This window comes from Streptomyces sp. CB00455 (assembly GCF_001905445.1).
GTDB lineage: Bacteria > Actinomycetota > Actinomycetes > Streptomycetales > Streptomycetaceae > Streptomyces.
Map to the genome: position 1 here is coordinate 1344246 of NZ_LIVQ01000001.1, position 13297 is coordinate 1357542.

At 73.5% G+C, this 13297-nt stretch carries 13 protein-coding genes; 6 read left to right on the forward strand and 7 right to left on the reverse strand.

The genetic code is table 11. The annotated features are described in order from the left end of the window. Window position 1 precedes the first annotated feature (1 nt). From AMK16_RS06055 to AMK16_RS06075, 5 genes are all read left to right on the forward strand, one after another. Window positions 2-1342 (forward strand): sulfate adenylyltransferase subunit 1, encoded by a 1341-nt coding sequence (locus tag AMK16_RS06055; protein ID WP_073909437.1) that lies wholly within the window; start codon window positions 2-4, stop codon window positions 1340-1342. Between the two features lie 215 nt (window positions 1343-1557). After that, complete coding sequence (locus AMK16_RS06060) at window positions 1558-2712, forward strand: aliphatic sulfonate ABC transporter substrate-binding protein (RefSeq protein ID WP_073909439.1); 1155 nt, start codon at window positions 1558-1560, stop codon at window positions 2710-2712. A 33-nt stretch (window positions 2713-2745) separates the two neighbouring features. Then, the gene (locus tag AMK16_RS06065; RefSeq protein WP_073909442.1) at window positions 2746-3540 is read left to right on the forward strand and encodes an ABC transporter ATP-binding protein; all 795 of its coding nucleotides are present in this window, start codon (window positions 2746-2748) and stop codon (window positions 3538-3540) included. Further along, a complete protein-coding gene (locus AMK16_RS06070) occupies window positions 3527-4429 on the forward strand; it encodes an ABC transporter permease (RefSeq protein ID WP_073909445.1) in 903 nt (300 codons plus the stop codon). The genes AMK16_RS06065 and AMK16_RS06070 overlap by 14 nt, the downstream gene beginning before the upstream one ends. 5 nt (window positions 4430-4434) lie before the next feature. After that, window positions 4435-5196: a sirohydrochlorin chelatase gene (locus tag AMK16_RS06075; protein ID WP_073909448.1), complete on the forward strand. Its 762-nt coding sequence runs from the start codon at window positions 4435-4437 to the stop codon at window positions 5194-5196. Between the two features lie 131 nt (window positions 5197-5327). On the opposite strand, the gene AMK16_RS06080 is transcribed toward AMK16_RS06075, so the two are convergent. From AMK16_RS06080 to AMK16_RS06105, 6 genes are all read right to left on the reverse strand, one after another. Further along, a complete protein-coding gene (locus AMK16_RS06080; protein ID WP_073909451.1) occupies window positions 5328-6329 on the reverse strand; it encodes a ketopantoate reductase family protein in 1002 nt (333 codons plus the stop codon). Between the two features lie 43 nt (window positions 6330-6372). After that, entirely contained in the window at window positions 6373-6951 is a 579-nt protein-coding gene (locus tag AMK16_RS06085) for a DUF1697 domain-containing protein (protein WP_073909453.1), read from the reverse strand. Then, window positions 6948-8177, reverse strand: a complete 1230-nt coding sequence (mgt, locus tag AMK16_RS06090; RefSeq protein ID WP_073909456.1) for a macrolide-inactivating glycosyltransferase — start codon at window positions 8175-8177, stop codon at window positions 6948-6950. The genes AMK16_RS06085 and mgt overlap by 4 nt, the downstream gene beginning before the upstream one ends. Window positions 8178-8279: 102 nt before the next feature. Further along, entirely contained in the window at window positions 8280-9611 is a 1332-nt protein-coding gene (locus AMK16_RS06095) for an ABC transporter substrate-binding protein (RefSeq protein ID WP_073909458.1), read from the reverse strand. Further along, on the reverse strand, window positions 9611-10486 hold the full coding sequence (locus tag AMK16_RS06100; RefSeq protein ID WP_073909460.1) for a carbohydrate ABC transporter permease: 876 nt from the start codon (window positions 10484-10486) through the stop codon (window positions 9611-9613). Before AMK16_RS06100 ends, AMK16_RS06095 begins: the two co-directional genes overlap by 1 nt. After that, window positions 10483-11418 (reverse strand): carbohydrate ABC transporter permease, encoded by a 936-nt coding sequence (locus tag AMK16_RS06105; protein ID WP_073909462.1) that lies wholly within the window; start codon window positions 11416-11418, stop codon window positions 10483-10485. The genes AMK16_RS06100 and AMK16_RS06105 overlap by 4 nt, the downstream gene beginning before the upstream one ends. A gap of 132 nt (window positions 11419-11550) precedes the next feature. Here AMK16_RS06105 and AMK16_RS06110 point away from each other — a divergent pair, with 132 nt between their 5' ends. Continuing rightward, window positions 11551-12405, forward strand: coding sequence for a phosphotransferase enzyme family protein (locus AMK16_RS06110; RefSeq protein WP_073909464.1), 855 nt, complete (start codon window positions 11551-11553; stop codon window positions 12403-12405). 100 nt (window positions 12406-12505) lie between these two features. Here the strand turns inward: AMK16_RS06110 and AMK16_RS06115 are convergent, their stop codons facing one another. Then, window positions 12506-13231, reverse strand: a complete 726-nt coding sequence (locus AMK16_RS06115) for a 3'-5' exonuclease (protein ID WP_073909466.1) — start codon at window positions 13229-13231, stop codon at window positions 12506-12508. Between the last annotated feature and the right edge of the window lie 66 nt (window positions 13232-13297).

Here is a 13297-nt window from a genome sequence, read left to right on the forward strand (position 1 = left end):
GATGACGAGCACCACCGAGCAGTTCGCCGACCTCGCGGCGACCACGCTGCTGCGCTTCGCGACCGCAGGTTCCGTCGACGACGGCAAGTCCACCCTGGTCGGCCGCCTGCTGCACGACTCCAAGTCGGTCCTGACCGACCAGATGGAGGCCGTCGAAGCCGTCTCCGCCCAGCGCGGCCAGGACGCCCCCGACCTCGCGCTGCTCACCGACGGCCTGCGGGCCGAACGCGAGCAGGGCATCACCATCGACGTCGCCTACCGCTACTTCGCCACCGCCCGGCGCCGGTTCATCCTCGCGGACACCCCGGGGCACGTGCAGTACACGCGGAACATGGTCACCGGCGCTTCCACCGCCGACCTCGCCGTCGTGCTGGTCGACGCCCGCAACGGCGTGATCGAGCAGACCCGCCGGCACGCGGCGGTCGCCGCCCTGCTGCGGGTGCCGCACGTGGTCCTGGCGGTCAACAAGATGGACCTGGTGGGCTACGAGGAGAAGGTCTTCGCCTCGATCGCCGAGGAGTTCACCGCGTACGCCTCGGACCTGGGCGTCCCGGAGATCACCGCGATCCCGATCTCGGCCCTGGCCGGGGACAACGTCGTGGAACCGTCGGCGAACATGGACTGGTACGGCGGCCCGACGGTGCTGGAACACCTGGAGACCGTGCCGGTCAGCCACGACCTCACCGCCTGCCCCGCACGTTTCCCGGTGCAGTACGTGATCCGCCCGCAGAGCGCGGAGCACCCCGACTACCGCGGCTACGCGGGCCAGATCGCCTCCGGCGTGCTGCGCGTCGGCGAGGCCGTGACCGTCCTGCCGTCGGGCCGTACCAGCAGCATCGTGGGAATCGACGCGCTCGGCCACGGCGTGGACATCGCCTGGGCCCCGCAGTCGGTGACGCTGCGCCTGGCGGACGACATCGACATCTCACGCGGCGACCTGATCGCGCCGTCCTCGAACCCGCCGGCCACCACGCAGGACGTCGTCGCGACGGTCTGCCACGTGGCGGACCAGCCGCTGGCCGTCGGCGCCCGGGTGCTGCTCAAGCACACGACGCGCACGGTCAAGGCGATCGTCAAGGAGATCCCCTCGCGGCTGACCCTCGACGACCTGTCCCAGCACCCGGACCCGGGACAGCTGGTGGCCAACGACATCGGCCGTGTGGTCGTCCGTACCGCCGAGCCGCTGGCGCTCGACGCGTACGCCGACTCGCGCCGCACCGGGTCCTTCCTGCTGATCGACCCGGCCGACGGCACCACCCTGGCGGCGGGCATGGCGGGCGAGTCCTTCGCCTCCCAGGCCCGGACGACCGTCCAGGCCGACGAAGAAGGGTGGGACTTCTAACCCGTGTCCGCCGACATCTACTCCACCTTCGCCAAAGAGGGGGGCCGCGTGGGCAGCGGCTCCCTCGGCAGCGGCCAGGGAGGGGTGGCGCGATGTGCGCGATGACGTACGCGCACCGCATGCGCGCCCACACCCCCCACGAGCCGTACCCGTCCCCGCTCGACAGACGAAGACCTGCGCCGTGATCCCACGGCGCTCCGAGAGGAAGTCCTCCCGTGCCTGCCACCGGTACCACCGCCCCTTCCGCGTCCCGGCGTGAGAAGGGACTGCGCCGCGGCCTCGCCGCCGCCGCCGCCCTCCCGCTCCTGATCGGTGCGCTCGCCTCGTGCGGCTACGGCTCCGACGCCGCGAAGGACGCGCCGAAGGCCGCCGACGCGGCCGACTCCGCGGACGCCGGCAAGAAGCTCTCCGCCGCCGAGGTCCGCATCGGGTACTTCCCGAACCTGACGCACGCCACCGCCCTGGTCGGCCTCCAGGAAGGCCTGATCGAGAAGGAACTGAACGGCACCCGGATCAAGCCGCAGTCCTTCAACGCCGGCCCGTCCGAGATCGAAGCCCTCAACGGCGGCTCTCTCGACATCGGTTTCATCGGCCCCTCGCCGTCGATCAACGGCTACGTGAAGTCCAAGGGCTCCAACCTGCGGATCATCTCCGGCTCCGCCTCCGGCGGCGTCAAGCTGGTCGTGAACCCGGACAAGATCAAGACCCTGGACGACCTCAAGGGCAAGAAGATCGCCACCCCGCAGAAGGGCAACACGCAGGACGTCGCCTTCCTCAACTGGATCTCCGGGAAGGGCTGGTCGGTCGACCCGGAGTCCGGCAAGGGTGACGTCTCCGTCGTCCGCACGGACAACAAGGTCACCCCGGACGCCTTCAAGCAGGGCTCGATCGACGGCGCCTGGGTGCCGGAGCCCACGGCCTCCAAGCTCGTCTCCGAAGGCGGCTCCGTCCTCCTGGACGAGACCAGCCTGTGGCCCGACAAGAAGTTCGTGATCACGAACGTCATCGTGTCGCAGAAGTTCCTGGCGGAGCACCCGGACGTCGTCGAGGCCGTGCTCAAGGGCACCGTGAAGACGAACGAGTGGATCAACGCCAACCCGGACAAGGCGAAGGCCTCCGCCAACGCCAAGCTGGCGGCGGACGGCGGCAAGCCGCTCGACGCCAAGGTGATCGACCCGGCGTGGACGAGCATCCTCGTCACCGACGACCCGCTGGCGGGGACGCTGAAGACGGAGTCCGACTGGGCCGTCAAGGCCAAGCTCATCGAGCAGCCCGACCTGGCCGGCATCTACGACCTGACCCTCCTGAACAAGGTCCTGAAGGCCGCCGGGAAGCCCGAGGTCTCCGACGCCGGTCTCGGCGCCAAGTAATCCCGCAACCAGCAACCCCAGGAGGTGACGACCATGGCCACCACGCTCGCCAAGGCTGCCGAGGGCACCGTAGCGGAGCGGACGCACGCCGCCCGCATCGAGCACGTCTCGAAGTCCTTCTCCGGCCCGGCCGGATCGCAGCTCGTCCTGGACGACATCAGCCTCGATGTCGCTCCCGGAGAGTTCGTCACCATCCTGGGCGCCTCGGGATGCGGCAAGTCCACGCTGCTGAACCTGGTCGCGGGCCTGGACGCGCCGACCGCGGGGTCCATCGAGACCCCCGGCGGCCGTCCCGCGCTCATGTTCCAGGAGCACGCCCTCTTCCCGTGGCTCACCGCGGGCAAGAACATCGAACTCGCCCTGCGGCTGCGCGGGGTGGCGAAGGCCGACCGCCGTGCCGAGGCCGAGCGGCTGCTCGACCTCGTCCGGCTCGGCGGCGCCCACGGCAAGCGCGTGCACGAGCTGTCGGGCGGCATGCGCCAGCGCGTGGCCCTGGCCCGGGCACTCGCCCAGGACAGCCGGCTGCTGCTGATGGACGAGCCGTTCGCCGCGCTCGATGCCATCACCCGGGACGTGCTCCACGGCGAGCTCACCCGCATCTGGGCGGAGACGGGACTCTCCGTCCTCTTCGTCACCCACAACGTGCGCGAGGCCGTCCGCCTGGCCCAGCGCGTGGTCCTGCTCTCTTCCCGGCCCGGCCGCATCGCCGAGGAGTGGACCGTGGACATCCCGCAGCCGCGCCGCATCGAGGACGCGGACGTCGCGGAACTGTCCCTCGAGATCACCGAACACCTGCGTGGGGAGATCCGCCGCCATGGCCAGCACTGACACCACTCCCGAGGTCACCACCAAGGGCAGGGGCGAGGACCTGGCGGGCCTGGAGGCCGGCCTGGACGCCCTGGACGCAGTCCAGACCCACCGCACCCCGGTCCGGGAGGTCCTCACCAAGAAGGTCCTGCCCCCGCTGCTGGCCGTCGGCCTCGTGCTGGTGGTGTGGCAGGTCCTCGTCGTCGCGAAGGTCACCGACGAGACCAAGCTGCCCGCCCTGTCCGCGGTGTGGGACAGCCTGTCCGCGATGTGGCTCAAGGGCACGCTGCTGGAAGTCATCTGGACCAGCGTGTCGCGCGGCCTCCTCGGCTTCCTGCTGGCCCTGGCCATCGGCACTCCGCTCGGGCTGCTCGTCGCCCGGGTGAAGTTCGTGCGGGCGGCCATCGGCCCGATCCTCCAGGGCCTCCAGTCCCTGCCGTCCGTCGCCTGGGTCCCCCCGGCGGTGCTCTGGTTCGGCCTGAACGACGCCATGATGTTCACGGTGATCCTGCTGGGCGCCGTCCCCTCCATCGCCAACGGCCTCGTCTCCGGCATCGACCAGATCCCGCCGCTGTTCCTGCGGGCCGGCCGCACGCTCGGCGCCACCGGCCTGCGCGGTGCGCGGCACGTGGTCATGCCGGCGGCGCTGCCGGGCTACCTGGCGGGCCTGAAGCAGGGCTGGGCCTTCTCCTGGCGCTCGCTGATGGCCGCCGAGATCATCGCCAGCTCCCCCGACCTGGGCCTGGGCCTGGGCCAGTTGCTGGAGAACGGCCGCAACAACATCGACCTGCCGGGCGTGTTCCTCGCGATCATCCTGATCCTGGTCGTCGGCATCGCCATCGACCTGCTGATCTTCAGCCCCGTCGAGCGGTGGGTGCTGCGCAGCCGCGGCCTGCTGGTCAGCAGCTGATCGCCGTGTCCCCCGCACCCGCCCTCCTGGTCATCGCCCACGGCAGCCGCGATCCGCGGCACGCGGCGACCGTGCACGCCCTCACCCGGCGCGCGCGGGAGCTGCGGCCCGGGCTGCGGGTGGAGACGGCCTTCCTGGAATTCGACACCCCGTCCGTGGGGCAGGCCATGTCCTCGCTCTACCTGTCCGGCGTACGGGAGGTCGTGGCGCTCCCGCTCCTGCTGACCCGCGCCTTCCACGCGAAGTCCGACGTCCCGGCGGCGCTGGCCGAGTCCGCTGCGCGGCTGCCGGGGCTGTCGGTGCGGGTGGCCGATGTGCTGGGGCCCTCCCCGCTGCTGGTCTCGGCGCTCGAACGGCGGCTGGCCGCGGCCGGCCTCGCCCCGGCGGACCGCGCCGGCACCGCGGTGGTGCTCGCGTCCGCCGGCTCCACCGACCCGGAGGCGATCGCGGTGATCGCGGGAATCGCACGCGAGTGGCGGCGCACCGGCTGGGGCGCCGTGCGGCCCGCCTTCGCCTCCGCCGCTCTGCCGCGTACGCAGGACGCCGTACGGGCCCTGCGCGGCGAGGGCTTCGCGCGGGTGGCGGTCGCTCCGTACGTCATCGCCCCCGGCCGGCTCCCGGACCGCATCGCGGCCGGCGCCGAAGCCGCGGGGGCCGATGTGGTGGCGGGCGTGCTGGGGGACGCTCCGGAGCTGGCCCGCCTGTTGCTGCACCGCTACGACGCGGCCGCCCCGGCCCCGTCCGCCCGCCGGGCACTGACGGCCTGAGGGCCTGGGGGCCTGAGGACGCGATGGCCTGGCAACCTGACGGATCAGCGGGTCCCGGGGGGGCTTCGACCGCCGCACGCCGGCGCGGCGCGATCCGGCGGCCCTCCCGAGGGCCGGGCAGCGGGTCGGGGTCAGGATCTGGCCGTGGCCTCGTCCGCCAGCGCCGTCAGGTCCGCGATCGCCATCGCTCCCGGCGGCAGCGACTCCCGCGCGAAGATGTTGGCGGCGTGCCGCAGCACGTCGTTCACCGGCGTCGCCACCCCGTGCAGCCGGCCCAGCAGACAGATCTCCCCGTTGAGGTAGTCCGCCTCCACCGAGCCGGTCCCCCGGGCCAGGCTCTGCCACGAGGAGCCGCCCCGGACCCCCGGGGGCGGCTCGGCCTTCCCGTCGCGCGCCGCGGCCTGCTCCGCCTCCGGGGTGTGGTCGATGCCCGCGGCCGCGAAGGCCGCCTTCGCCTCACGGACGGCCCGCAGCAGCAGAGCGCCCTTGGCCGGGTCCGGCTCCGGGCCGGTCGTCGCCTGGATGGCGTTGCCCAGGTTGCCCAGCAGCTTCGCGTACTTCCAGCGCATCACGTCCCCGACCACGGGCGCCTCGAAGCCGGCCCCGGCCAGGTCCGCCGCGACGGCGGCGGCCAGCGCGTCCGTGCCGCCCGCCGCGCGGCCCAGGTGCAGGATGCCGGTCAGCGGCGCGCACAGCGCCTCGACCACGCCCGGCTCCAGGAAGGTGGCGGGCAGCCATACGCACACCCCGTAGACCCGCGCGAAGCGCCGCAGGGCCAGCCGCTCGCCCTCCACGCCGTTCTGCGCGCACAGTACCGGGAGCCGCTGCGCGGCCGTACCGCCGCCCGCGACCTCCGCGTCGCCCCACGCGTCCAGCGCGGCGATGGCGTCCTGGGTCTTCACGGCGAGCAGCAGGACGTCGTCCGGCCGCAGTTCGCCCAGCTCGGCCGGTCCGGTGACCACGGGCAGCCGGTGCACCCGGGACCCACCGGCCGTCGTGAGCCGCAGGCCGTCCGCCCGCAGGGCCCGGGCGTGGTCCCCGCGGGCGACGAGGACGACCTCGCCGCCCGCCTCCGCGAGCCGTCCGCCGATGGTGGCGCCCACCGCGCCCGCGCCGATGATGATGTACCGCATGCACCGAGCCTGGCACATCCGGCGCCCCGCGCCGTGGCCGGGGTCAGGACCGGGTGAGTTCGACGAGCTTGGCGACGGTGTTCCAGTTGCGGGTGGTCGCGTCGACACCCTTGACGACGGCCGGTCGGGCGAGGACCTCCGCCAGTTTGGAACGGCCGAGGCCGTCCGGGGCGTAGAGGTAGAGGACGCGGTCGCCCAGGCGGTACTCCTCGGGGAGGTAGGAGGGCCCGTCGAGGGCGGCGAAGCGTTCCGCGGGGGGCTGTTCGGAGAAGAACGTGACGTGGAGCTGTCTGCCCTCCAGTTCGGCCGCCGGGAAGGGGCAGGCCGCCGCGACCGCGCTCAGGTAGGCGCCGTCGAGCACCAGGCACGCCACCCGGAAGCCGAAGTGGGCCTCGATGGCCGCCTCCAGTTCCCGGGCGAGCGCCCGCGGGTCGCTCCTCGTACTGCTGAAGACGGCGTTGCCGCTCTGGAGGTGGGTCCGCACCTCTGCGTGGCCCAGTCCTTCCAGCACGGTGCGCAGTTCGGCCATCGGGACCTTCTTGTGGCCGCCGACGTTGATGCCGCGCAGCAGGGCCGCGTACCGCCGCGTCGCGGCTTTGCCGGTCACTTCCTTCTTGGTCATGGGCGCACCTTAGGCAGTGCCTGTGACAGTTCGGCTTCGACGAGGTCGGCGGCCTGCCGTGTGCCGCCCTCGGCGGCCAGGCGCTCGCGCAGTTCCCGGCACCGGGCCGCGACCGCGGGATCGGCGACCAGGGCGAGGACGGCCTCCCGCAGGGTGGTGGCGTTCGCGGTGTCCATGGGCAGGTGCCGGGCCACGCCGAGGGAGGCCAGCATGTCGGCGTTGCCGAACTGGTCGGCGGCCTGGGGGACGGCCACCATCGGGGTGGCGGTGGCCAGGCCCTCCTGGCTGCCGCCGGCGCCGGCGTGGGTGATGAAGGCGTCGGCCTGGCGCAGGACGTCCAGTTGGGGAACCCAGCGGTGGACCTCGACGTTGCCGGGGACCGGGCCGAGGTCGGCCTCGTCGGTGAACCTGCCGATCTGCAGGACGACGTACCAGTCGGGCAGGTTTCCGAAGGCCTCGACGCAGGCGCGGTAGAAGGCGGGCTGCTTGGTGAAGGTGGAGCCGAGCGAGACCAGCAGGATCTTCCTGCCCTCGGCGGCGGGCGGCCGCCGCCAGGTGCCCTGGGTGGCACTGCGGTCGCCCTGGCAGGCGCCGACGAAGGTGTGGACGGTGCGGTCGACGCGGTCGGCGTGCGGCTGGAGGGCGCTGGGGATCAGGACGATGCTGCGGCGCGGCCGGCCCTGGAAGCGCCCCACGTCCTCGCTGAGGCCGTTCTCGGCGAGCCACGCGGCGAATGCGGCGTAGTACGCCCGGCCGCGCTCGGTGGCCTTCACCGGGGCGGTCATCGCCTCGCCCACCTCCTCCTCGTACCCCTCCCAGGCGACCAGGTTCGGGGAGAGGGAGACCGCGGGGACGCCCCAGCGGTGGGCGAGCACGGGTGCCGGGTAGGAGGTGATGTCGTGCAGGACGAGGTCGGGTTCGTCTCCCGCGAAGGCGGCGGCGAGCTGCGGGAGCGCCTGGACGGCGTCGGTCAGGAAGAGCTCCAGGTGGTCGATGAGCTCGGTTCCCCAGGCGTCCGGGTCGTCGTCGGTGGGGAGGATGGAGGTGTAGGTCACCGGGGTGGCGCCGGTCTGCGCGACCCGCTCGGCGAAGGAGGCGGGGACGGCGTAGCTGACGCGGTGGCCCCGGGCCACGAGTTCCCGGATCACCTCGATGCTCGGGATCACGTGCCCGTGGGCGGCGATGGAGAACATGGCGATGTGGGCGGGTTCGGCTGAGGTGGTCATGCCGCGACTCTAACGAGACGATACGTATCGTCGCAATCTTTTTTCCTTCGCGGGGCGCGACGCCCGCTGCCGGGCCCTGCCGGGCCCCTTGGGCCCCCGGGGCTACCTCTGGTACCGGGCAAGCACCCGGTTCCCGTCCCGCACCAGGCGTTCCTCCAGCTCCGCGAGGTCGATCGCCCCGCTGTAGTACTCCTGGAGAGCCGGGGTGGCGACCTTGTCCTTCCACTCCGGGTAGCCGCGCACCGAGGGGGCCGGAGCGGGGCGCAGTCCGGCCGCCAGGGCGGTGCCCGTGGACCAGCCGAGGTCGGGGGTGTGCAGGGCGGGGTCGGCCAGTGCCCGCGCACTGGTCGGCAGCATCCAGTCGCCGAGGGCCAGGCGGACCGTGTTGGCCGGGCTGAGCAGGAAGTCGAGGAAGGCGGCCGCCTCCTTCTTGTGGGGGCTGTCCCGGGCGATCGAGAGGGTCTGCGGGCTGACTCCCTGGACCAGGCCGTCCGTCCCCGCCGGGGGCGGCAGCACCTGCCACTCGAAACCGGGCGGCGCCTGCCGGGCGATCTGCTGGCGGTAGGAGAAGCCGAGCGGCACCATCGCGTACCGGCCGCCGAAGAAGCCGGGCAGGGTGTCGGACCCGCCCATCCCCAGGGTGGCCCTGGAGGCGCTGTGGTCGGTCCCGGTCATGGCCCGGACGGTGCCGGGTACGACGGCGTCGCCCTCGGCCCAGCGGATCACGGCCTTCCCGGCGGCGTCCCGGCGGAAGAGCCGGCCGCCCGCGGACAGTCCGAGGTTGAGGGTGGCGGAGACGGGGTCCTTCAGGGGCCAGGCCACCCCGTATCGGCCTTCGGTGGTGAGCTGCCGGGCCGCCGTACGGAACTCCTCCCAGCTCCAGGGGGCTTCGGAGGTGGGGATGCGGACCCCGGCGGCGCGCAGCAGCCCGGTGTTGGCCATCAGGACCCGCGGCTCCTGGAGGAAGGGGACCCCGTACACCCCGCCCTCGGCCCCGAAGGTGACGGACTCCCAGGAGGCGGCCGGGATGTCGGCCCTGAGCCGGTCGGACAGCAGGGGCCGCAGGTCGGCGAGGTAGCCACCGTGGGCGAAGTCGGCGAGGTCGTCGGAGGCGTCGTGGATGACGTCGGGGGCTTCGCCGCCCTCGAAGGAGGTCAGCAGCTGGTCGTGGACGCTGCTCCAGCTGCCCTGGACGTACTCGACCCGGACCCGGGGGTGGCCCGCGTTCCACTCGGCGACCAGGGCCCTGTTGGCGTCGACGGACTCCTTCTGCCAGGCCAGGGACTGGAAGCGCAGCCGGACCACCCCGCCCGCGTCGCCGTCCGCGTCGCCGTCCGGTGCGCCGCAGCCGCCGAGCAGCCCGGCCAGCAGGGCGAGCAGGGCGGCGGCGGCCCGCCGCCGGCGTCGCGCGAGCACCAGGGCGGCCCGGCCCATCAGCTCTTCACCGCCCCGGCGAGCATCCCGCCGGCGATCCGCTTCTGGATGACCGAGAAGATCACCAGGGAGGGCAGGGTGGCGAGGAAGGCCGCGGCGGCGAGCGGACCGAGGTCGGCGGCCCCCTCCGCGCCGAGGAAGTGCGTCAGCACGACCGGCAGGGTCTGCTGCCGCGGGGTCTTGAGGAGGACCAGGGCGAAGAAGAACTCGTTCCAGGCGGTGATGAAGGCGAAGAGCGCGGTGGCGGCGATCCCGGGCGCCAGCAGGGGGGCCACCACGGACACGAGGGTCCGCAGCCGCCCTGCCCCGTCCATCGCCGCCGCCTCCTCCAGCTCCTGCGGGACGGCCCGTACGAAGCCGGCCAGCATCCACAGCGCGAACGGCAGCGACCAGACCACATAGACCAGGACGAGGCCGGGCACGGAGTCGACCAGGCGCAGGTTCTTCAGCAGGAGGAACAGCGGGATGATCACCAGGACGAAGGGGAATGCCTGGCTGACCACGACCCAGCCGGTGGCGGCCGCAGCCGCCCTTCCGCGCCCGCGGGCGAGGACGAAGGCCGCCGGGAGGGCGAGGACGACCGTGATCGCCGCCGCGCACGCGGCGGCGGTCAGGCTGTTCAGCGCCGCCCCGAGCAGGGGTTGTTCGGCGAACGCCTGGCGGAAGTTGGCGATGGTGGGGTCCTTCGGGAGCCAGGTGGGGTGCAGGCTGCCGAGTTCGCGCGCCGGTTTGAAGGCGGTGGAGACCAGCCACAGGAACGGGAACGCGAGGAAGACCAGGTAGCCGGCGAGCGCCGCGTACTGGGCGGCCCGTACGGACCGGGCGGACGGGGGACGGCCCCGGCTGCTCTCCCGTTCCCGCGCGGGGCCCCTCATGCCCCACCTCCCCCGAGCCGGCCGGCCAGGAACACGGCGAGGAGGACCGAGATCACCGCGACCATGACGCAGCCCATGGCGGCGGCGTACCCGAACTGGCCGTAGCGGAAGGCTTCCTCGTACGCGAAGAGCATGGGCAGCCGGGTGCGCCCGCCGGGCCCGCCGCTGGTCAGGACGTAGACCAGGGCGAAGGAGTTGAAGTTCCAGATGAAGTTCAGGGCCGAGACGGCCAGGGCGATCGGCCGGATCGCCGGCCAGGTCACCGTACGGAAGCGGCGCCAGGCCCCGGCGCCGTCGAGGGCGGCGGCCTCGTGCAGTTCGTGCGGGGTGTTCTGCAGCCCGGCGAGCAGGACGACCGTGGTCTGCGGCATGCCCGCCCAGACGCCGACCACGACGACGGCGGGCAGGGCGGTGGCGAGGCCGCTCAGCCAGTCGGTGTCCCCGGCGAGCCCGAGGCCGGACAGGGTCTCGTTCAGGATCCCCGCGTCGGGGTGGTAGACGAGGCGCCACATGATGGCGACCACCACCTCGGGCATGGCCCAGGGGATGATCGCGAGCGAGCGGGCCAGCGGACGGAAGCGGAGGTTCTGGTCGAGCAGCAGGGCGAGCCCGAGGGCCAGCAGGAACTGCGGGACGGTGACGCCCAGCGCCCACACCAGGCCGATCCGGAAGGACTCCCCGAACAGCCGGTCGTGGAACAGGTCGTGGAAGTTGAGCAGGCCGGTCCACCGGGTGGGAACGGTCCGGCCGGACTGGGAATCGGTGAAGGCGAGCGCGATGCCGTAGAGCAGCGGACCGACGCTCAGCAGCAGGATCGGCAGCAGCGCCGGCAGCACCAGGAACCAGGCTCCGCGGCCGACCCGGCCGGCCCGCCCGCGCGCCGGAACCGGAAGCGGAGCCGGAGCCCCGCGGACCCTGACGGCTGAGGTCACCTGCACCCCTCCCCGGCGGATCGTACGGACCCGTCCCGGTCATCGTGCGCAGGGCCCGGTGGCACGTCAAGGCACCGGGCGGCCGGGTGGGAGACTTGACGCATTCACGACGATCCGGATCCGGAGAACGACATGGACGAGGCGCGGGCCAGGGACGTACTGGCGGCGGCCGGCCTGGGCGGCGGCGCCGAGCTGCTGACGCTGGGCGAGAACGCGGTCTTCACGGCCGGGGATCTGGTGGTGAAGGTGGGCCGCGCGGATCCCGCCCTGCTGGAGCGGGCCACGCGCGAACTGGCCGTCGCACGGTGGCTGGCGCAGGCCGGGGTGCCGGCCGTCCGCGCGGCGCAGCCGCAGCCGCGGCTGGTGGAGGGGCACCCGGTGACGGTGTGGCACCGGCTCCCGGACGCCGTGCGCCCGGCCCGGGCGGAGGACCTCGCGACGCTGCTGCGGTGCGTCCACGCCCTGCCCGAGCCGCCCTTCCCGCTCGGCGCGCGGGACCTGCTGGGCGGCGTCGAGCGCTGGCTCCGGATGGCCGGCGACGCGATCGACCCGGCGGACGCGGCGTACCTGCGGTCGCGACGCGACGCCTACGCCGGCGAAGTGGCCGCGCTCACCGCGTACCTGCCCCCGGGCCCGATCCACGGCGACGCCCTGCCGCGCAACGTGCACGTCGGCCCGGACGGGCCGGTCCTGGTCGACCTGGAGACCGTCTCGGCCGACCTGCGCGAGCACGACCTGGTCGTGATGGCCCTCTCCCGCGACCGGTACGGCCTGTCCGCCGAGTCCTATGAGGCGTTCGTGACGGCGTACGGCTGGGACGTGCGCGAGTGGGAGGGCTGTGCGGTGCTGCGCGGGGCCCGGGAGACGGCCAGCTGCGCCTGGGTGTCGCAGCACGCCCCCACCAACCCGAAGGCCCTGGCCGAATTCCGCCGCCGGGTGAACTCCCTGCGCGACGACGCACCCGAGGTGCGCTGGCACCCGTTCTAGAGGTCGCAGGTGCCGGGCGCGGGCCGGGCGGTGCGAGCCCGGCGCAGGCGGGCGCATGCAGGCGCGGGCGCGGGCACGGCGGCCGGGCCGAGTGTTCGCGTCAGGCGCCCGCAGGGACCAGGCTCCGGAGCGGCCAGGCCGTGTCGATCACCGCCTCCGGAGTGCCCTGCCGGCGCAGGTAGGACTGGAAGTCCCGGGCCCAGCGCGCATGCCAGGTGCCTTGGCGGGCGTGCAGGTCGGCCGGGGTGAGGGCGGCCACCTCCGGGTGGCGCGCGGCTATCGCCCGGGCCACCTCCACCGCGGCGAGCGCATCGGCGCCGGCGTCGTGCGCGTCGTGGAGGGTGACCCCGTAGACCCCGCAGACCGCCTCCAGGGTCCGCTTGCCGCGCCGGTAGCGGTCCACGGCCCGGTCGATGGTCAACGGATCCACCACCGGCCCGGTCTCCGTCCCGCCCAGCCGGTCGGCGAGCGACGGCAGTCCGTGCCGGGCCAGTTCGGCGGAGAGCAGCGTCAGGTCGAAGGCCGCGTTGTAGGCGACGACCACCGCGCCGCGCCGCCAGTGGGCGACGAGCGCCTGCGCGACCTCCTCGGCCACCTCCCGCACCGGACGGCCTTCGGCGACGGCCCGCTCGGTGCTGATCCCGTGGATCGCCGACGCCTGTTCGGGGATGGCTATCCCCGGATCCGCCAGCCAGCCGCGCCGTTCGCGCACCTCACCGCCCCGCACCTCGACCAGCGCCGCCGTCACGATCCGCGACTCCCCCGGCTCCGTGCCGGTCGTCTCCAGGTCGAAACCGATCAGCACACCGCCGTGCCAGTCCCCCATGCCGCGCCGCCCCTCCACCCCGTGCCCCTCCCCCGTACGCCTTCGCTCAACGGCTTTCAGCCTGAC